Annotated in this window: 15 protein-coding genes; 10 read left to right on the top strand and 5 right to left on the bottom strand. The window is 72.0% G+C overall.

Features of this window, described 5'->3' with window-relative positions; translation table 11 throughout:
- The first annotated feature begins 31 nt into the window (after positions 1 to 31).
- The 3 genes from LQK89_RS09955 to LQK89_RS09945 are packed head-to-tail and all read left to right on the top strand — an operon-like array spanning position 32 to position 2,031.
- Positions 32 to 973, top strand: coding sequence for a lytic transglycosylase domain-containing protein (locus tag LQK89_RS09955; RefSeq protein ID WP_231049009.1), 942 nt, complete (start codon positions 32 to 34; stop codon positions 971 to 973).
- A 12-nt stretch (positions 974 to 985) separates the two neighbouring features.
- The gene (locus LQK89_RS09950) at positions 986 to 1,291 is read left to right on the top strand and encodes a hypothetical protein (protein WP_231049008.1); all 306 of its coding nucleotides are present in this window, start codon (positions 986 to 988) and stop codon (positions 1,289 to 1,291) included.
- Positions 1,288 to 2,031 carry an alpha/beta hydrolase gene (locus LQK89_RS09945; RefSeq protein ID WP_231049007.1) on the top strand — a complete coding sequence of 248 codons (744 nt, stop codon included), beginning with the start codon at positions 1,288 to 1,290 and terminating at the stop codon, positions 2,029 to 2,031. The genes LQK89_RS09950 and LQK89_RS09945 overlap by 4 nt, the downstream gene beginning before the upstream one ends.
- Positions 2,032 to 2,103: 72 nt before the next feature.
- Here the strand turns inward: LQK89_RS09945 and LQK89_RS09940 are convergent, their stop codons facing one another.
- A complete protein-coding gene (locus LQK89_RS09940; protein ID WP_231049006.1) occupies positions 2,104 to 3,954 on the bottom strand; it encodes a hypothetical protein in 1,851 nt (616 codons plus the stop codon).
- 253 nt (positions 3,955 to 4,207) lie between these two features.
- Between LQK89_RS09940 and LQK89_RS09935 the strand changes: the two genes are divergently transcribed.
- Together LQK89_RS09935 and LQK89_RS09930 are read left to right on the top strand one after the other, a co-directional pair.
- A complete protein-coding gene (locus LQK89_RS09935; RefSeq protein WP_141861973.1) occupies positions 4,208 to 5,947 on the top strand; it encodes a hypothetical protein in 1,740 nt (579 codons plus the stop codon).
- On the top strand, positions 5,944 to 6,951 hold the full coding sequence (locus LQK89_RS09930) for a tetratricopeptide repeat protein (RefSeq protein WP_231049005.1): 1,008 nt from the start codon (positions 5,944 to 5,946) through the stop codon (positions 6,949 to 6,951). Before LQK89_RS09935 ends, LQK89_RS09930 begins: the two co-directional genes overlap by 4 nt.
- A gap of 205 nt (positions 6,952 to 7,156) precedes the next feature.
- On the opposite strand, the gene glgB is transcribed toward LQK89_RS09930, so the two are convergent.
- From glgB to glgX, 3 genes are all read right to left on the bottom strand, one after another.
- On the bottom strand, positions 7,157 to 9,532 hold the full coding sequence (glgB, locus tag LQK89_RS09925; RefSeq protein ID WP_231049004.1) for a 1,4-alpha-glucan branching protein GlgB: 2,376 nt from the start codon (positions 9,530 to 9,532) through the stop codon (positions 7,157 to 7,159).
- Positions 9,533 to 9,750: 218 nt separating this feature from the next.
- Entirely contained in the window at positions 9,751 to 11,751 is a 2,001-nt protein-coding gene (locus LQK89_RS09920) for an alpha-1,4-glucan--maltose-1-phosphate maltosyltransferase (protein WP_204622584.1), read from the bottom strand.
- Between the two features lie 268 nt (positions 11,752 to 12,019).
- Complete coding sequence (gene glgX, locus LQK89_RS09915; RefSeq protein WP_231049003.1) at positions 12,020 to 14,119, bottom strand: glycogen debranching protein GlgX; 2,100 nt, start codon at positions 14,117 to 14,119, stop codon at positions 12,020 to 12,022.
- A gap of 89 nt (positions 14,120 to 14,208) precedes the next feature.
- Here glgX and LQK89_RS09910 point away from each other — a divergent pair, with 89 nt between their 5' ends.
- The gene (locus LQK89_RS09910) at positions 14,209 to 15,372 is read left to right on the top strand and encodes a cysteine desulfurase family protein (RefSeq protein WP_231049002.1); all 1,164 of its coding nucleotides are present in this window, start codon (positions 14,209 to 14,211) and stop codon (positions 15,370 to 15,372) included.
- A gap of 40 nt (positions 15,373 to 15,412) precedes the next feature.
- Here the strand turns inward: LQK89_RS09910 and LQK89_RS09905 are convergent, their stop codons facing one another.
- Positions 15,413 to 15,775 carry a hypothetical protein gene (locus LQK89_RS09905; protein ID WP_144800916.1) on the bottom strand — a complete coding sequence of 121 codons (363 nt, stop codon included), beginning with the start codon at positions 15,773 to 15,775 and terminating at the stop codon, positions 15,413 to 15,415.
- A gap of 99 nt (positions 15,776 to 15,874) precedes the next feature.
- Here LQK89_RS09905 and prfB point away from each other — a divergent pair, with 99 nt between their 5' ends.
- The 4 genes from prfB to smpB all read left to right on the top strand — a co-directional run bounded on the left by prfB (position 15,875) and on the right by smpB (position 19,327).
- Positions 15,875 to 16,984: a peptide chain release factor 2 gene (prfB, locus tag LQK89_RS09900; protein ID WP_175325959.1), complete on the top strand. Its 1,110-nt coding sequence runs from the start codon at positions 15,875 to 15,877 to the stop codon at positions 16,982 to 16,984.
- Between the two features lie 72 nt (positions 16,985 to 17,056).
- A complete protein-coding gene (ftsE, locus tag LQK89_RS09895) occupies positions 17,057 to 17,815 on the top strand; it encodes a cell division ATP-binding protein FtsE (RefSeq protein WP_058740697.1) in 759 nt (252 codons plus the stop codon).
- Positions 17,812 to 18,726 carry a permease-like cell division protein FtsX gene (gene ftsX, locus LQK89_RS09890; protein WP_058740696.1) on the top strand — a complete coding sequence of 305 codons (915 nt, stop codon included), beginning with the start codon at positions 17,812 to 17,814 and terminating at the stop codon, positions 18,724 to 18,726. Before ftsE ends, ftsX begins: the two co-directional genes overlap by 4 nt.
- Positions 18,727 to 18,850: 124 nt before the next feature.
- Positions 18,851 to 19,327, top strand: coding sequence for an SsrA-binding protein SmpB (smpB, locus tag LQK89_RS09885; protein ID WP_058740695.1), 477 nt, complete (start codon positions 18,851 to 18,853; stop codon positions 19,325 to 19,327).
- Positions 19,328 to 19,344: the final 17 nt, after the last annotated feature.

The raw sequence follows: 19,344 nt of genomic DNA, 5'->3' as shown, positions 1-19,344 counted from the left end.
GCGTGACCATTCCGTTATCCTGGTCGGACTCATGGGCAGGCACACGGCAGACTTCAGCTCCGACCGCGGCAGCAGCGTGCACCTCGACCACACGGTCGTCGGTGAGCGTCGCGCGGCACGTGAACGACTCCGCACGGCGGAACACGCGGTCCTCCACGCGGCCCCACCGGTCGCGACGGCGTCCATCCCCGCCGCACCCGTCAGCGCCCCGGCGCGCTCCACGTTCGACGCCGCGGTCCCGCGGACGCCGGCCGACCCGCGAGTCGTCAAGCAGCGCCGTGCCGTGCAGCAGCGCCGAGCGGTCGCCGCCGCACCGAAGCCCGCCCGCAGCGTGAACACGTTCATGCGCAAGCGCGCGACGATCCCCGCGCTCTCGTTCTTCGCCGTGTTCGGCTTCGTGGGCGGCTCGCTCTTCAACCCGATGCAGCCGGACGTGGCGCAGGCGGCTGTCTCGGCACCCGTGCTCGTCAAGGCCCCGGTGGAACCGCAGCAGTACACCGCGCACGGCACCTACGGCGACTTCGAAGTCTCCCGCGACGGCTACGGCGTCACGGTCCCCGCGCCGAAGGTGACCGCCCCGCCGGCGACCGAGACCGACGACACCGCGGACACGACGGCCACCAAGAAGGTCACCGCGACGAACACCATCGCAGCCCAGGCCGCCACGCCGAACCCCGGCAGCGCGCAGGCCATCGCCCAGGAGATGGTCGCGGCCCGCGGCTGGGGCTCCGACCAGTTCAACTGCCTCGTGCTGCTCTGGAACAAGGAGTCCGGCTGGCGGGTGAACGCCTACAACCCGAGCGGTGCGTACGGCATCCCGCAGGCGCTCCCCGGCAGCAAGATGGGCACGGTCGGCGCCGACTGGCAGACGAACCCGGCGACGCAGATCACCTGGGGTCTCAACTACATCTCGGGCGTGTACGGCACCCCGTGCGGCGCCTGGGGCCACAGCCAGTCCTACAACTGGTACTGATCGGCGCCGGGGGTGCCGCGCAGCAACCGACCGCGGCGTCCCCGCGGTCACGGACCCGAGCCCGAGGACGAACCCACGGGCTTCGACCGGCTCATGTCGTCCTGGAAGCGGACCGAGGTCCGGCGTGGCCGTACGTTCACCGTGCAGCCCGTCTCGGCGGCGTCCGCGCAGAAGGAGTACGTCTGCCCGGGCTGCGGCGGCACCGTCCTGCCCGGCACCGCGCACGTGGTCGTCTGGCGCGCCGACGGTGTCCTCGGTGACGAGGCCGACCTGGCGTCGCGCCGCCATTGGCACAACCACTGCTGGAGCATCGCATGAGCACCGAGATCCGCTCGAACACCGAACTGCCGGCACAGCGGACCGACGTCGAGCTGTACACGGACGACCACCTGACGCTCGTCGGTGAGCTCGCCGAACCGCTGGGACGCCCCGCTCGCGGCACGATCGTCACCCTGCACCCGCTGCCCACGGCGCAGGGGTTCATGGACTCGCACGTCCTGAAGAAGGCCGCGGCCCGCTTGCCGGAACTCGCCGACATCGCGGTCCTGCGGTTCAACTTCCGGTCGGTCTCCTCGCCACGCGGGACGTCCGAGGGCGCCTTCGGCGACGGTGTCTCCGAGGGCTTCGACCTGCGCGCCGCCGTCCGCGAGGTCACCGCGCGCGGGCTCCCCACGCCGTGGCTCGTCGGGTGGTCCTTCGGCACCGAGGTCGTCCTCAAGCACGCGCTCGAGCACGTCGCGGCCGGCACCGTCGCCGGGGTGGTCCTGCTGTCGCCGCCCCTGCACCGCACCTCGGACGAGGAACTCGCACGCTGGGCGTCCGTCGACGTGCCCGTGGTCGCGCTCGTCCCGGAGCACGACGACTTCCTGCGCCCGGACGAGGCCGCGCGTCGCTTCGCTCCTGCGCCGAACGTCCGGGTCGTGCCGATCGAGGGCGCGAAGCACCTGTGGGTGGGGGAGCGGTACGTGCGGATCGTGCTCGACACGATCGCCGACCTCGTCGTGCCCGGCAGCGCACCGCTGCCGACGCACACCGGCCTGCCGGTCCGTTCCGCCTGACGGCCCACCCGGCCGTCCCGACGACGAGGCCCGGTTTGGAGGCGCGGGTCGCGCCTCCAGACCGGGTCACCGTCAGCGGGTGGTGACGTCCGTCGCGGTGTCCGTGTCCGCGTCCGTGTCGCGACCGGCGTCCGGTGCGCCGGAACCGAGCAGTCCGGTGGCGTGCGTCAGCACGCCACGCAGGTTCTCGAGGTAGCCGGCGACGGCATCGCGCTCGGTCCGGATCGCCGCCAGGCGGTCCTCGGCCTCGGCCTCGATCGCGGCGGTGCGCTCCTCGGCGTCGGCGACCATGCGGTGCACGCGCTGCTGGGCGTCGGCGACGATCGTCCGGGCGTGCTCCTGCGCGTCGGCCGTGCTGGAGCGCTCGAGGTCGTCGGCCTCCTGCTGCAGGCGCTCGGCGCGTTCGCGGGCCTCGGTTGCTCGGCGGGTCGCCTCGGCGAGCTGCAGGTTCGCCTCGTCCAGGTACTTCTGCGTCTCGGTGACCGTCTCGTGGTGCTTCTGCAGGTACTCCTGCTCGGCGTCGTCGCGGCGGGCGGCGAGCTCCGACTCGAGCGCCGTGCGGGCCTCTTCACGCTCGCGGGCGATCTCGGAGCGGACCTCGTCGCGCTCCTTGGCGAGGACCGCGCGCATCGTCTCGACCTCCTGCTGGAGGGCGGCGCGCTCGGCTTCGAGGTCGGTGAGCTCGGCGCGGCGACGGTCGGCGACCTCGGCGTCCAGTTCGGCGTGCTCGCGCTCCCGGCGGGCGGCGAGCTCGTCGGCGTGCTCACGGGCGGCGCGCTCCGCGGCGGCGTCGGCCTCGGCGCGCTCCCGCGCGATGCGAGCGCTGTGCTGCTGCAGCTCGTCGGCGATGCGGTCGGAGGTCTCCTGCACGAGGCGGGCGTTCTCGACGCGGGTCTGCTCCTCGTCGACGCGCAGCTGGGCGCGGAGGGCCTCGGCCTCCTGCTCCAGCGCCGCTCGGGCACCGGCGAGCTCGCGCTCCCAACCGGCACGGGCGGCGGCGAGCTCCTCGTCGTGCACGCGTCGACGTTCCCCGAGCTCGGCGTCCAGGTCGGCGCGGCGGGTCGCGGTCTCCGACTCGAGGGCGGCGCGGCCCTCCTCGAGCGCCAGGGCGTGTTCGCGCTGCTGCTCGTCGCGCTCGCGGTGCCAGGCCGTGCGACCCTCGGTGACCTCGCGGTCGAGGGCCGTGCGCCGGTCGGTCTCCTCGCGCTCGAGGTCGGCCGTGCGACGGGTGTGCTCCGCCTCGAACACGCTGCGGCGGTGCTCGGTCTCGCGGTCCAGTTCCTCGGCCGCGGCGCGGGCCTGCGCGGCGTCGCGCTGCGCGGTCTCGCGGAGCTCGGCGACCTCGTGCTCGACGCGGGCACGCAGGGCGTTCGTCTCGCGGATGGCGACCGAGCGGACCTCGGCGGCCTCGGTGACGGCGGCGCCCCGGATCGCGGCGGCCTCGTTGCGGGCGTCCTGCGTGAGCAGGCCGGCCTCGGCGCGGGCACGCTCGATGGTGTCGGCGGACTCGGCGCGGGCGCGGGACAGTTCGTCGGTGGCGCGGCTCCTGGCGTCCTCGAGCGTCTCGGAGGCCTCTTGCCGGGCCTCGCGGAGCAGGCGGTCGGCCTCGTTCCGGCTCGCGGCACGCAGGCGCTGCGCGTCGATGTCGGCCTGGCTGATGAGGCGCGTCGACTGCTCCTCGGCGACCCGGAGCGTCGACTCGAGGCGCGTGCCGAGTCCGCTGTAGGTCGGGGTCCCGGCCTCGTCGAGCTCGCCCTGCAGGTCGGAGACGCGGGTCTGCAGGAGACGGATCTCCTTCGCGGCCTCGGCGCGGTCGTTGTTCGACTTGATGAGCTCCCGGCGCAGGTCGCCCAGGGCCCGGTCCACGTCGTCGCGGCGGTACCCGCGCAGCTCGGTCCCGAACTCGGCCTCGTCGTTCGCCACGTGTTGCTCCTGGGGGTCGGCGGAGGGCCAGCCCTTGGCCCGCGGACGATTGTAGTGGCGGCGCCACCGGCGGGGCTGAGCCGGGCTCGCCGCCGGCTCCCGACCGGCGCGGTGTGCGGTGCGCGCTCGAGGTGGGCGGCCCGTGAGCGTCCGGCTCAGCGAGCAGGGATGCGATGTCCAGGGTCGCTCGCTATCCTGGAGCGCTGATTCGCGCGCCGACATCCCCCACCCCGGCGCGGTAGGGAGAAGATCCGTGCGATTCGTCCTGGCGATCGTCAGTTTCGTCATCGGTCTGCTGCTCGTCGGGCTCGCTGTCGGCCAGCGAACCGTCTTCGCGCCACCGTCCTCGCTCGTCGCGCAGTCGACGAGCAAGGCATCCGCCCCGGTGACGGTCATCCCGGGGTCGACGCTCAACGCCAACCCCGGGTACCAGCGCATCAACGTCTCCGGCTCCGGCGACGTCTTCGCCGCCTACGGCAAGACGAGCGACGTGCAGGCCTGGATCGGTGACGCGAAGCACACCACGCTCCGGTTCGACGCCGAGCAGGACCGCCTGGTCGGCAAGACGACCGGCAGTGCCTCGAGCGTCCCGGACCCGTCGGGCAGCGACCTCTGGTACCAGGAGTGGCCCGGTGCGGGGCAGTTCACCGTGCGGCTGCCGTCGGACGTGTCGCTCGTGGTCCTCGGCAACGGGAAGGACGCCGCACCGACCGACGTGTCCGTGACCTGGCCGCGGGACACCGCGACCCCGTCGGTCGGCCCACTGCTCGTCGCGGGCGGCCTGTTCCTCGTCGGCGGCGTCGCGCTGCTCGTCTGGGCGTTCCTGCACCAGCGTCGGGGGCGCGGTCCGCGTCGTCGCAGCGGTGGGACGAGGCCGCCCCGGGTGCGCGCGTCCCGCCGGGCCGCCGCAGCGGGTGCCCAGGTGCCGAGCCGCGGTCGTCGTGGGCGCCGTCCGCTCATCGCCGTACCGATCGTGCTCGTCGGCGCGCTCGGGCTCGCCGGCTGTTCGTCCGACTACTGGCCGCAGGGCGGTTCCGCGGACGTGACCGCCACGCCGACCGCATCGGCGACCGCGGGTGCCGAGCAGGACGAGCCGACGGCAGCGTCGAAGCAGCAGATCCAGAAGATCGTGCAGCGCGTCGCCGAGGTGGCACAGAAGGCCGACGAAGCCAAGGACGCGTCGCTCCTCGAGTCGCGCTTCACGGGTGCCGCGCTCGACTTCCGGAAGGCCAACTACGCCATCCGCGCGAAGGACGACAAGGCAGCGGCCCCGCCGGCGATCTCCGCGCAGCAGGTGTGCGTCGCGCTCCCGCAGCAGACGGACACCTGGCCGCGCACGGTGTTCGCGATCGTGGCCGAGGACTGCACCGCGAAGACCGCCCCGCAGGCGCTCACGATGGTCCAGGCGAGCGCACGCGACGAGTACAAGGTCGCGTACGACGTGTCGCTCGAGGCCGCGGCGCAGGTGCCGAGCCTCGCGCCGACGTCCCTCGGTGCCGCGCAGCTCGCCGGCAACACGAAGCTGCTCCGCATCGCGCCGGACGACATCGCCGCCGCCTACGGTGACGTGCTGTCGAAGGACAGCGAGAGCTCGTCGGCGTCGCTGTTCGAGTCCGACGGCGACGGCCTGCGGTCGACCATCGGCAAGGCGTACAAGGACAAGAAGTCCGAATCGCTGCCGGACACCGCGAAGATCGAGTACTCGTCCCAGGTCCCCGACGACAGCGCGATCGCCATCGCGACCGACGGTGCCGGTGCGCTCGTGTCCGCCGACCTGGACGAGATCGAGAAGGTCACGCCGACCGCAGCCGGTGCCGAGGTGAACACCGAGGGTGCCGTCAAGGCGCTGTCGGGCGTCGACTCCAGCACGAAGGGAATCAGCGCCACGTACAGCGTGCAGCTGCTCTTCTCCGTGCCGCCCGTCGGAAGTGATGACAAGGTGGTCCTGCTCGGGTTCACGCAGGGCCTGACCGCAGCGAGTGAGGTGCAATGACCAACGTCCCCCCGACCCCGTCCGGTCTCCGCGGAGCCGTCGACCTGTCGTCGCTCGTCGACCGGGCCCAGCGTCCGGCAGCCCCAACCGCCCCGGCCGCCCCCGCTCCGGGGGCACCGCAGGGCGCGACCGCAGGTGCAGTGCCGTCGACGACCGAGCCGGCCGTCCCGTCGCTCGTGCTCGACGTCACCGACCAGACGTTCCAGGACGTGCTCGAGCTGTCCTCGGTCGTCCCGGTGATCGTCGACATCTGGGCCGAGTGGTGCGGGCCGTGCAAGCAGCTCTCACCGATCCTCGAGCAGCTCACCGCCGAGTACGACGGTCGTGTCGTGCTCGCCAAGGTCGACGCGGACACCAACCCGCAGCTCGTCCAGGCGTTCCAGGCGCAGTCCATCCCGACCGTCGCGGCGGTCATCGGCGGGCGCCCGCTCGGGCTCTTCGTCGGGGCGCTTCCCGAGGCGCAGGTCCGCGACGTCTTCGAGCAGGTCGTCGCCGCCGCCGAGCAGAACGGCGTGACCGGGCGTGTGCGCGTCGACGGCCAGTCCGGAGACGTCGCCGCGGAGCCGCAGGGTGAACCCGAGCCGGAGCCGCTGCCGCCGCACCACCAGGCCGCCTACGACGCGATCGAGCGCGGTGACTACGCCGCCGCCGTGCAGGAGTACAAGACCGCGATCGCGCAGGACCCGAACGACCAGATGGCCGTCGCCGGTCTCGCGCAGGTGTCGCTGCTCGACCGGCTCTCCGGCCGCACAGCGGACGAGGTCCGGAGCGCTGCTGCCGCTGCGCCCCAGGACGTCGAGGCGCAGCTCGCCGTGGCCGACCTGGACGTCAGCGGCGGGCACGTCGAGGACGCCTTCGGGCGCCTGCTCGACCTCGTCCCCACCGTGTTCGGTGCCGAGCGCGAGGCGCTTCGCGTCCGACTCGTGGAGTACTTCGAGCTCGTCGGTGTGGACGACCCGCGGGTCGTCGTGGCGCGTCGTCGGCTCGCGAACGCGCTGTACTAGCGCGCGGTCCTCGCGCGACGTCGCCGAGACGCCGCCGATCCGCCGAGACGCCGCCGGATCCGGCGGCGTCTCGGCGTTCCGGGACCGTCTCGCCGCTGCGGGACCATCTGGTGGGGCCGATGCCGTCGCACGGGTGCGCACCACGTGACGGACGGGAGGCGCGGTGCCAGCCGGCACCGCGCCTCCCGTCCGTCAGGGGGTCGCGTCAGCGAGCCAGGCGCAACCAGACCGCACCGAGCGGCGGCACCACGAAGTGTGCCGAGGCGGGGCGGCCCGCCCACGGGGTCTCGTCCGCGGTGACCGAGCCGAGGTTGCCGACCCCGGACCCGCCGTACTCGACGGCGTCGGTGTTGAGCACCTCGTCCCACTGGCCGGCCGACGGCAGGCCGAAGCGCCGCGCCACGGGCACGCCCGAGAAGTTCACGAACACGGCCAGTCGGTCGTCGCCGTCCTTGCGCAGGAACCCGAGTGTGGAGTGCGGGGCGTCGCCGCCCTCGATCCACTCGAAGCCCTCGGGCGAGGAGTCGTGCGTCCACAGCGCCGGCGTGTCCTTGTACACGCGGTTGAGCGAGGCGACGAGGTCCTGGACGCCGAGGTGCCCCGGGTCGTCGAGGAGCCACCAGTCGAGGCCGCGGGCCTCGGACCACTCGGACGGCTGCGCGAACTCCTGGCCCATGAAGAGCAGCTGCTTGCCGGGGTGCGCCCACATGTAGGCCAGGTAGGCGCGGACGTTCGCGAGCTTCTGCCACTCGTCGCCGGGCATCTTGCCGAAGAGCGAGCCCTTGCCGTGCACGACCTCGTCGTGGCTGATCGGCAGCGTGAACTGCTCGCTGAACGCGTACACGAGCGAGAACGTGATCTCGTCGTGGTGGTAGCTGCGGTGGACCGGCTCGCGCTCGATGTACTCGAGGGAGTCGTGCATCCACCCCATGTTCCACTTCTGGCCGAAACCCAGACCGCCGGCGCTCGTCGGCTGGGTCACGCCCGGCCACGAGGTGCTCTCCTCGGCGATCATGACGATGCCGGGGTAGCGCTTGTACGCAGTGGCGTTCGTCTCCTGCAGGAAGGAGATCGCCTCGAGGTTCTCGCGGCCCCCGTGCACGTTCGGCAGCCACTCGGTACGGGAGTAGTCGAGGTACAGCATCGACGCGACGGCGTCCACGCGCAGACCGTCGATGTGGAACTCCTCGAGCCAGTACAGCGCGTTCGCGACCAGGAAGTTCCGCACCTGCGGCTGCCCGAAGTCGAACACGTAGGTGCCCCAGTCGAGCTGCTCGCCGCGTCGGGGATCGGGGTGCTCGAACAGGGCGTACCCGTCGAACTTCGCCAGCGCCCACTCGTCCTTGGGAAAGTGGCCTGGGACCCAGTCCATGATCACGCCGATGCCCGCGGAGTGCAGTCGGTCGATCAGGTAGCGGAGGTCGTCCGGCGTTCCGAACCGGGCGGTCGGGGCGTAGTACCCGGTGACCTGGTAGCCCCACGAACCGCCGAAGGGGTGCTCGGCGAGGGGGAGGAACTCGACGTGCGTGAACCCGAGGTGCTGCACGTGCCCGATCAGCTGGTCGGCGACCTCGCGGTAGGACAGCCCCGGACGCCAGGAGCCGAGGTGCACCTCGTACACGCTCATCGGGGCGTCGTGCGTGGTGCTCTGCGCGCGGCGTTCCATCCAGGCGGTGTCGCCCTCGGACCACGTGTAGTCAGATGCGGTGATCACGGAGGCGGTCGCCGGCGGCACCTCGGTCCGACGGGCGAAGGGGTCCGCCCGCTCGACCCAGCCGGAGTCGGTCAGGATCTGGAACTTGTACCGCTGCCCGACCAGGGCGCCCGGCCAGAAGAGCTCCCACACACCGAGGTCGCCGAGGCGGCGCATCGCGGTGGTGCGACCCTCCCAGCCCTCGAAGTCGCCGATCACCCGGACGGCCGTGGCACGGGGCGCCCAGACCGTGAAGGCCACGCCGTCGACGCCGTCGACCGTGGTGACGTGGGCGCCGAGGTGGTGCCAGAGCTGCTCGTCGCGGCCCTCGCCGAACAGGTGGAGGTCGAGCTCACCGATGGTCGGCGCGAAGCGGTAGGCGTCGTCCGTGGTCCAGGTCGCGTCGTCGGCGTCCGTGGACTCGTCGAAGTCGTAGTCGGCCTCGACCCGGTAGCGGCCGAGGGTGCCGGGCGTCGCGCCGGCCCACATGCCGTCGCCCTCGTGGGTGAGTTCGACGTCGTCGCCGTCGGGGCGGACGATCCGGACCGACGATGCGAGGTGTCGGACGACCCGGACGCTCGTCCCACCGTCGACCGGGTGCGGCCCGAGCACGTCGTGCGGGCGGGACCAGCGGCCCTCGGCGACCTGCTGCCGGAGCCAGTCCTCGACCGGGGCGGGCCGCGGTCCGTCGGGCGACGGCGCACCGGAGTCGGTGCTCGGGGTCGGCGCGGTGCTCGTCGTCGCGGTGGTGCTCGCCGCTGTCGGCTCCTGGGACCCGGACGGAGCGGTGGCCTGTCCGCCGAGCGTCGCGGACTCGGGAACGCCGCGGTCCGGAGCTTCGGGGGAGACCTCGGGTGCCCCGGGGAGGTCCTCACCCGGAGCGGACACGCGCGGTTCGTAGCGCGGCTGTTCCGCACCGCTCGGTGCGACAGCGGTCGGCGTCGCCGCCGAGGGACGACGCACGGGCGGCGGGGGCGGCGGCACCGGCGGGACGCTCGGGCCCTGTCCGCGGTCCGCGGCGGGCGTCGGCACCGGGCTGTCAGGAGCGCTGGCGGAGGTCGGTTGGTCGGCACCCATCGGCGGGGTCCCCTTCGGGTCGCGGTCGGTCATCGGTGGGGTCCCTCCACGACGAGCAGGTGCACGGGCTCTTGGAACGCGTCCAGGCGGACGTAGTTCGACGAGCCCCACACCCAACGCTGGCCGGTCACGACGTCGCGGACGTCGAACGGCTGCTCGGTCGGTAGTCCCAGGGCAGCGAGGTCGAGGTGCACCGTCGTCTCGCGGGCAGAGTGCGGGTCGACGTTCGCCACGACGATCACCGTGTCGGCGCGGCCGGAACGGATGAACTCGCCGGGCAGGTGCTTCGAGTACACGACGATCGCCGGGTCCTCTGCCGCGTGCACGTGCAGGTTGCGCAACTGCCGGAGCGCGGGGTGTGCCTGCCGGAACCGGTTGAGCATCGTCACGTAGGGCGCCAGGCTCGCCCCCTCGGCCTCGGCCAGGGCGAAGTCACGGGGCTTGTACTCGTACTTCTCGTTGTCGATGTTCTCCTCGGAGCCCGGGCGGGCGACGTCCTCGAAGAGCTCGTACCCGGCGTACATGCCCCAGGTCGGCGCCCCCGTCGCGGCGAGCGCTGCGCGCACCTTGTAGCCGGCACGGCCGCCGAACTGCAGGTACTCGGTGAGGATGTCCGGCGTGTTCACGAAGAGGTTCGGGCGCAGGTAGGCGCTCGTCTCGTGGCTGAGCTCGGTGAAGTAGTCCTCGATCTCGTCCTTCGTGTTCCGCCACGTGAAGTACGTGTAGGACTGCTGGAACCCGGCCTCGGCCAGGGCACGCATCATCGCCGGGCGGGTGAACGCCTCGGCCAGGAACACGGTCTCGGGGTGCTCGTCGCGGACCTCGCGGATGACCCGCTCCCAGAACCACAGCGGCTTGGTGTGCGGGTTGTCGACGCGGAAGATCCGGACACCGAAGGCGATCCAGTGCCGGAGGACCCGGAGGACCTCGGTGACGATGCCCTCGGGGTCGGAGTCGAACTGGATCGGGTAGATGTCCTGGTAGCGCTTCGGCGGGTTCTCGGCGGTGGCGATGGACCCGTCGGCGCGGACCGTGAACCACTCCGGGTGCGCCTGCACCCAGGGGTGGTCGGGGGAGCACTGCAGGGCGAAGTCGAGCGCGACCTCCATCCCGGTGTTCTTCGCCGTCTCGACGAAGTCGCGGAAGTCGTCCTCGGTCCCCAGGTCCGGGTGGATCGCGTCGTGACCGCCCTCCGGCCCGCCGATCGCCCACGGGCTGCCGGGGTCGTTCGGACCAGGGGTCAGCGTGTTGTTCGGGCCCTTGCGTGCGGTGGTGCCGATCGGGTGGATCGGCGGCAGGTAGACGACGTCGAAGCCCATGCGGGCCACCGCGGGCAGACGTCGGGCCGCGGTGCGGAAGTCGCCGCTCTTCCACGACCCGTCGGGGTTCTTCTTCGCGCCCTCGCTCCGGGGGAAGAACTCGTACCAGGCGCCGACACCGGCGCGGGTGCGCTCGACGTCGAGCAGCTGGGTGGGGGAGTGCGTGCGGAGCGAGGTGAGCGGTGCGTCCTCGACCTCGCCGGTGATCCGCGGGTCGTCGACGGCGGCGAGTCGTTCGGCCGGGTCGAGCTCGGTGTCCCGGACCCGCTCGGCGGCACGCGCGGCGGCGGTCGAGTCGGTCTCCGCCGCGAGCCGGTCGAGCAGCACCGCCCCGTCGAGGAGCGTGGCCTCGGTGTCCACCCCGGCGGCGATCTTCAGGCGTGCCCCGTGGATCCAGGTCGCCCAGTCGTCGGAGAACGACTCGACGTGCCACGTCCAGACGCCCGTGTGGTCGACCTGCACGGTCGCCTCGTACCGGTCGGTGCCGGCGCCCACCAAGGTCATCGGGACGGTGCGGGTGCCGCCGTCGGGGCGCTCCAGCACGAGGTCGGCGCCGATGACCCCGTGTCCCTCGCGGAAGACGGTCGCACCGAACGTGATCACCTCGCCGTCGAAGGCCTTCGACGGGAACCCGTTCGGGGTCGTCGGCGTGAGTCGGGTGATCGGGATGCGCCCGATCTTCGGTCGGCGGGGTCGGTCTGCAGTGGCCACGGAGCCGACGCTACCCGGCTGCGGGGCCAGCGTTCCCCGGAAGACGCGGCCTGTGCACGACCGGGCGCGCCGTGCGGCCTGTGGAGGAGGACGGCGCCGTGCACGTTCCTGCCCATCGCAGCCGACGTGGGAAGCCGATCCGCGCATCGGGAGTCGGAAGGAACGACCTCCGACGAGCGGATCGTCCTCCGACGCTCGGGACCGCCTCCGACGCGCGGATCGGTACCGGAAGGCGCCCGGCCCGACGCGCGGATCGGCCCCAGGCGCCCTACGCCACCTCGAACACGTGGATGCCCGGGCCGTAGGCGGTGAACACCTGCCCGGCAGGGCGGACCCGCTCGTGGTCCCGGTGCTTCTCGCTCGACCAGGCCAGGCGGTACCCGACGACGTCGTCGCGGACCGGCAGCGTCAGGTCCCGCGTCCGCCCGCTGCCGTGCACGACGACGAGCACCCGGTCGGCCGGCTCGTGCACCGGGGTCGACTCGGCGAACCACTGCACCGCACGGTGGATCGGCTGGTCCCACCCCTCGGGGGTCATCGCACCGCCGTCCGGCCCGTACCAGGACATCCGCGTCGCTCCCGCGGTCTCCTGCCCCTCGACGCCGTAGCGGGTGGGACGGAGCGCCGGGTGCGCGGCCCGGAGCCGGGCGAGTGCGGCGACCGCCTCGGTCATCGACTCGGCGTCCTCGTCGTCGGACCAGTCGACGGGCGTCAGGTCCTCGGACACGACGTACGCGTTGTTGTTGCCGTGCTGCGTGCGGCTCCGCTCGTCGCCGGCGGTGAGCATCGGGACGCCGGCGGACAGCATGAGCGTGCCGACGAGGTTCCGCATCGACCGACCCCGGGCGGCGCGCACCCCGCGGTCGGCGGTGTCGCCCTCGATGCCGTGGTTGAACGAGCGGTTGTCGTCCGACCCGTCGCGGTTCTCCTCGCCGTTCGCCTCGTTGTGCTTGCGGTCGTGCGAGACCAGGTCGAGCAGGGTGAAGCCGTCGTGGGCGGTGACGAAGTTCACGCTCGCCGTCGGACCGCGGTCCGGACCGAACAGCGCACGCGACCCCGTCAGCGCCCCGGCGAGCGCTCCGATCCCCGCGGAGGGCGCACCGTTCCGCCGTTCCTCGGCGATGTCCGTCAGCCAGAACTGCCGCACGGTGTTCCGGAAGCCGTCGTTCCACTCGCTCGTCCGGGTGCCGAACGCCCCGGTGCGCCAGCCGTCCGGTCCGACGTCCCACGGCTCGGCGACGACGAGCACGTCCTGCAGGTCGGGGTGCCGGCGGATCCGGTCGAGCAGCGGGTGCGCCACGTCGAACTCGTGGCGGTCGTCGCGGGCGAGCGCGGCCATCAGGTCGAACCGGAAGCCGTCGACCTGGACCTCGCGCGCCCAGTAGCGGAGGCTGTCGACGACGAGGTCGGCGGCGGCGTCCGTCGAGGTGTTCAGCGTGTTCCCGCACCCGGTCGTGTCGTAGTAGGCGTCGCCGTCCGGGGTCCACCGGTAGTGGGACGCGCCGTCGAGTCCGCGGAGCGACGAGGTGGGACCGCCCAGGCCCTCTTCTGCGGTGTGGTTGTAGACGACGTCGAGCACGACCTGGAGCCCGGCCTCGTGCAGGAGCCGGACCATGCCCTTGAACTCCCGCAGGACCCCGGAGGCGCCGGCGGCCCGTGCCTCGGCGGAGGCGTGCGCGGCGTGCGGGGCGAAGAAGCCGAGGGAGTTGTACCCCCACGCGTTCTCCCGCCCGGCGTCGCGGAGCCACGCCTCGGAGTCGAACGCGTGCACGGGCAGCAGCTCGATCGTCGTGACGCCGATGCGGTGCAGGTGCGCGATCGTGCTCGGGTGGGCCACGCCCGCGTAGGTCCCGCGCAGGTGCTCGGGCACGTGCGGGTTCGCCGCGGTCAGCGTGCGGACGTTCGCCTCGTACACGACGGCCCGGTCGAGCGGCACGACCGGCTTCACCACACCGCCCCAGTCGAACGCGTCGTCGACGACCTCGCTCGTCCAGCGCGGAGAGCCAGAGCCAGAGCCAGAGCCAGAGCCAGCGCCGGAGCCGGAGCCGCCGCCGGAGCCGGCGTCGGCACGCACGATCCCGCGGGCGTACGGGTCGAGCAGCGGTCGCGACGCGTCGAACCCGTGCCGCGGCCCGTCCGGTCCGTCCACGAGCAGGTGGTAGCGGTCGCCCGGTCGGACGTCGGGGGTGGCGGCCGCCCAGCGGTCCGTCCCCGTGACCGGCTCGAGCGGGTACCACGTCGGCTGCGCGTCACCGGGGCGCTGCACGACCAGGGTCACGGCGGTCGCGTCCGTGGAACGGACCGAGAACCGCGGCTCGCCGTCGCCGAGGCGGAAGCCGGGGGTCTCGTCGATCGCGGTCTCCTGCATGCCACCCAGGGTACGAGAGGCCGCGCGTATCCTGGACACGCTCGACCGGGGGCCACCGCGCGCCCCGCCGCCCACGTCCAGGAAGTCCCGTGCCCGTCTACCTCGACCACGCCGCGACGACGCCGATGCTGCCCGCAGCGCTCGCCGCGTACACCGACGCGCTCGGCACCGTCGGGAACCCGTCGTCGATCCACAGCGCCGGACAGCGCGCGAAGATGCTGCTCGAGGACGGCCGCGCCGCCGTCGCGGCGTCGCTCGACGCCGAGCCGGTCGAGGTCGTCTTCACCTCCGGCGGCACCGAGAGCATCAACCTCGCCGTGAAGGGCCTGTACTGGGCCCGCCAGCAGGACCGCCCACGGCCGCGGATCGTCGTCCCGGCGGGGGAGCACCACGCGACGGTCGACACCGTGGAGTGGCTCGAGCGCCACGAGGGAGCGGTCGTCGACGTGGTCCCGTTGGACGCGCAGGGTCGCGTCCACCTCGCCGGCCTGGAGGCACGACTCGCGGACGCCACGGACGTCGCCCTGGTCACGTTCCTGTGGGCGAACAACGAGGTCGGCACCCTGCAGCCGGTGCGTCGCATCGTGGAGACCGCGCACGCCGCGGGCGTGCCGGTGCACAGCGACGCCGTCGCCGCGTACGGCCAGGTGCCGGTCTCGTTCCGGGACTCCGGGCTCGACGCGCTGAGCGTGTCGGCACACAAGATCGGCGGACCGGTCGGCATCGGTGCGCTCGTCCTCGGACGCCGTGCCACGGTCGAGCCCCTGATCCACGGCGGCGGCCAGCAACGGCAGGTCCGGAGCGGCACCCAGGACGCGTCGGCCGCGGTCGCGTTCGGCGTCGCCGCGTCCACCGCACACACGGACCTCGGGGCCCTGCGGGACCGGCTCGTGGCCGGTGTGCAGCGGGCCGTCCCGTCCGCGCGGTTGATGGGTGACCCGGTCGACCGGCTGCCGGGCAACGCGCACTTCACGTTCCCGGGCTGCGAGGGCGACTCGCTGCTGTTCCTGCTCGACGCCGCCGGGGTCGCGGTGTCCACCGGTTCGGCGTGCCAGGCCGGCGTGCCGGAGGCCTCGCACGTGCTGCTCGCGATGGGGCTCTCCGAGCAGGACGCCCGCGGCGCGCTGCGCATCACGCTCGGACACACCTCGACGCAGGCCGACGTCGACGCGTTCCTCGCCGCGCTGCCGGACGCGGTCGCCCGGGCCGGTGCCGCGGGGATGGCCGCACGCACGCCCGCGCTCGGCCGCTGACCCCGATGCAGCTGAGACCCGCCGACGCTGCTTCCGGCGGTCAGGCCGGTTCGTCGACGAGCGCGACGAACCTGGTTCCCACCCCGTGCACGGCGTACCGGGCGTGTCCCGGTGCCGGTGCCGGCGCGTCCGCGGGGTCGTGCCGGTCGCACACGAGCAGCGTCCACTCCGGCCACCACTTCTTCGGTCGGGCCGTCTCGGTGTCCCCGCAGATCGAGCAGGTGAGGTCCGTCCAGACCTTCCTCGCCCCCGTCCGGTTCGCCCGCGACTGCACGAGCCAGGCGGGCGGGTCCGACTCGATCGCCGACAGCTCCGCCTCGGAGAGGTGGGCGGGGAGCCCGTGCCGGGTCGCCATCTCCAGGGGGATGTCGAGCCGGACGGCGGCGTCGCGTCGTGAGACCATCCGACCAGGGTAGGCGGCGTCGGACGCGACCGGCGTGGCGGCGGTGGGGCGTGCCTCCCGGTCGGCGGCCCCGGACGCACGCCGGTAGGATCGGTGACCATGGTCGAACTGGACTTCTCCGAGCAGCTCTCCGCCCTCCGCGAGACGTTCGGCAACATCCGCTCGGTGGTCGACGTCGACCGCCTGCAGCGTGAGATCGCCGAACTCAGCGAGCAGGCGGGTGCCCAGGACCTCTGGGACGACGTCGAGCACGCGCAGCAGGTGACCAGCGCGCTCTCGCACCGGCAGGCCGAGCTGCGGAAGATCACCGACACCGAGCAGCGCATCGACGACCTCGAGGTCCTCGTCGAGATGGCGAACGAGGCCGACGACCAGGAGTCCGCGGACGAGGCCGCCGCCGAGCTCAAGGCCATCCAGGAGACGATGAGCGACCTCGAGGTGCAGACGCTCCTCGACGGCGAGTACGACGACCGCCCCGCGGTGATCACGATCCGTGCGGGTGCCGGCGGGGTCGACGCGGCGGACTTCGCCGAGATGCTCCTCCGCATGTACCTGCGCTACGCCGAGCAGCACGGGTACAAGACCACCGTGATGGACACCTCCTACGCGGAGGAGGCGGGCATCAAGTCCGCCACGTTCGAGGTCGACGCGCCGCACGCGTTCGGCACCCTGTCGGTCGAGGCCGGCACGCACCGCCTGGTCCGGATGTCGCCGTTCGGCGCCGCCGGCAAGCGCCAGACCTCCTTCGCGGCGGTCGAGGTCATCCCGCTCATGCCGGAGACCGCGGTCATCGACATCCCCGAGAACGACATCCGCGTCGACGTCTTCAGGTCCTCGGGACCCGGTGGGCAGTCGGTCAACACGACCGACTCCGCCGTCCGCCTGACCCACATCCCGACCGGCACCGTCGTCTCGATGCAGAACGAGAAGTCGCAGATCCAGAACCGTGCCGCGGCCATGCGCGTCCTGCAGTCGCGCCTGCTCCTGCTGAAGCAGGAAGAGGAGAACGCGAAGAAGAAGGAGCTGGCGGGCAACATCACCGCGAGCTGGGGCGACCAGATCCGCTCGTACGTCCTCGCGCCGTACCAGATGGTCAAGGACCTGCGGACCGAGCACGAGGTGAACAACCCCTCAGCCGTGTTCGACGGCGACCTGGACGGCTTCATCAACGCGGGCATCCGCTGGCGCAAGCAGGGCGACGACGACTGAGGGCCGCCGCGGCGGACCTGAGCCGCGCGCCTCGGTGGATTTCCGGACCGGGCGACCTACCCTGATCCGGTCATGATCAAATTCGACCACGTCACCAAGGTCTACTCGGGCAACCCGAGTCCGGCGCTCGACGACGTCTCCCTCGAGATCCTCAAGGGTGAGTTCGTCTTCCTCGTCGGTGCCTCCGGCTCCGGCAAGTCGAGCTTCCTGCGTCTCGTCCTCAAGGAGGAGAAGCCCTCCCGGGGGCAGATCCACGTGCTCGGGCAACGCCTGGGCGCCCTGTCGTCGCGCAAGGTCCCCTACTTCCGTCGCAACCTCGGCGTGGTGTTCCAGGACTTCCGCCTGCTGCCGAACAAGAACGTCTTCGACAACGTCGCGTTCTCGCTGCAGGTGATCGGCAAGAGCAAGGGCTTCATCAGCGAGGCCGTCACCGACGTGCTCAAGCTCGTCGGGCTCGCCGGCAAGGCGACGCGCATGCCGCACGAGCTCTCCGGTGGTGAGCAGCAGCGTGTCGCGATCGCCCGCGCGGTCGTGAACAAGCCCGCGGTCCTGCTCGCCGACGAGCCGACGGGCAACCTCGACCCGACGACCTCGGCCGGCATCATGGCGCTCCTCGAACGCATCAACCAGGGAGGCACCACCGTGCTCATGGCGACGCACGACGCCAGCATCGTGAACCAGATGCAGCGCCGGGTGATCGAGCTCTCCAACGGCACGATCCTCCGTGACGAGCAGTCCGGCGGGTACCAGACGCAGGCGATCCCCGTGCAGCGCGGCGCCGGCGTCTCGAACACCACCGGCATCCAGACGATCCCGGGGCTCATCCGATGAGGCTCGGGCTGGTCATGTCCGAGGTCGGGTCCGGTCTGCGCCGGAACGTCTCGATGGTGGTGTCCGTCGTCCTCGTGACCTTCATCTCGCTGACCTTCGTCGGCACGGCGATCCTGCTCCAGATGCAGATCAACCAGATGAAGGGCTACTGGTACGACCGGGCCCAGGTCGCGGTGTACCTCTGCACGGACACCGACACCACGGGCAACTGCACCGGGGCGAAGGTCACGGACGAGCAGCGGCAGCAGGTCGAGGCGCAGCTCGACTCGTCGACCCTCAAGCCGTACATCGAGAAGACGTACTTCGAGGACCAGGCGCAGGCGTACGACCGGTTCAAGCAGCAGTTCAAGGACTCGCCGGCGACTGAGTTCGTCAAGCCGGAGTACCTCAACGAGACCATCTGGGTGAACCTGAAGAACCCGTCGCAGGCCGACGTGCTCCAGGAGAGCCTGTCGAAGGTCGCCGGTGTGCAGAGCGTCGTCGACCAGCGCGGCTACCTGCAGCCGATCTTCAACCTGCTGAACGCCTCGTCGTACACGGCGATCGGCATCGCGTCGCTCATGCTCGTCGCCGCCGTCCTGCTCATCGCCACCACGATCCGGCTCTCCGCGTTCAGTCGACGGCGCGAGCTCGGCATCATGCGGCTGGTGGGAGCGTCGAACCGGTTCATCCAGACCCCGTTCGTGCTCGAGGGGGTCATCGCCGCGGCGATCGGCGCGGTCCTGTCGGGTGGCGCGATCCTGGCGGTGGTCTGGTTCTTCGTCCGGAACTACCTGTCCCAGCGGTTCCCGCAGACGTCCTTCATCGGCATGTCCGACGCCGCGGTCGTCGTACCGGCCGTGATCGTCGTGGGTGTGCTGCTCGCGGGCATCTCGGCGTCCATCGCGATCCGGCGGTACCTCCGGGTCTGATCGCCCACACGCCACGCGGGACGGGGTCGACGCGCCGGGAAGGTGCGCGGCCCCGTCGCTGTTCACTAGGCTGGAAGGCTGCGCCAGGACGGGCAGCAGGACCAGCACCTCGGAAGGGAACACCATGGCGAAGGAACGCGGCGAGAAGATCGTGGCGACGAACCGTCGCGCGCGCCACGACTACCTGATCGAGGACACGTACGAGGCCGGCATGGTCCTGTCCGGGACCGAGGTGAAGTCGCTCCGCGAGGGGCGGGCCTCGCTCGTCGACGGCTACGCCTTCATCGACGCCGGGGAAGCCTGGCTCGACGCCGTGCACATCCCCGAGTACACCGAGGGCACGTGGAACAACCACACGCCGCGGCGGAAGCGCAAGCTGCTCCTGCACAAGCAGCAGATCGTGAAGATCTCGCACAAGACAGCGCAGGGCGGCTACACGCTGGTCCCGCTGCAGATCTACTTCCACGACGGTCGCGCGAAGGTCGAGATCGCGGTCGCCAAGGGCAAGCGCGAGTTCGACAAGCGTCAGGCGCTTCGGGAGAAGACCGACAAGCGCGAGGCCGAGCGGGCGATGCGCTCGCGGAACCGCCTCGGCGAGTGACAGACCTCCCCTTCGTC

The sequence above is a fragment of the Curtobacterium sp. C1 genome (assembly GCF_021049325.1).
Classification (GTDB): Bacteria; Actinomycetota; Actinomycetes; order Actinomycetales; family Microbacteriaceae; genus Curtobacterium; species Curtobacterium citreum.
This window is presented reverse-complemented; position numbering and strand designations above follow the sequence as displayed.

Coding starts and splice junctions, on each gene's coding strand:
- LQK89_RS09955 (WP_231049009.1), top strand. CDS start 32: ATGGGCAGGCACACGGCAGACTTCAGCTCCGACCGCGGCAGCAGCGTG.
- LQK89_RS09945 (WP_231049007.1), top strand. CDS start 1,288: ATGAGCACCGAGATCCGCTCGAACACCGAACTGCCGGCACAGCGGACC.
- LQK89_RS09930 (WP_231049005.1), top strand. CDS start 5,944: ATGACCAACGTCCCCCCGACCCCGTCCGGTCTCCGCGGAGCCGTCGAC.
- glgX (WP_231049003.1), bottom strand. CDS start 14,119: ATGCAGGAGACCGCGATCGACGAGACCCCCGGCTTCCGCCTCGGCGAC.
- LQK89_RS09905 (WP_144800916.1), bottom strand. CDS start 15,775: ATGGTCTCACGACGCGACGCCGCCGTCCGGCTCGACATCCCCCTGGAG.
- prfB (WP_175325959.1), top strand. CDS start 15,875: ATGGTCGAACTGGACTTCTCCGAGCAGCTCTCCGCCCTCCGCGAGACG.
- ftsE (WP_058740697.1), top strand. CDS start 17,057: ATGATCAAATTCGACCACGTCACCAAGGTCTACTCGGGCAACCCGAGT.
- ftsX (WP_058740696.1), top strand. CDS start 17,812: ATGAGGCTCGGGCTGGTCATGTCCGAGGTCGGGTCCGGTCTGCGCCGG.
- smpB (WP_058740695.1), top strand. CDS start 18,851: ATGGCGAAGGAACGCGGCGAGAAGATCGTGGCGACGAACCGTCGCGCG.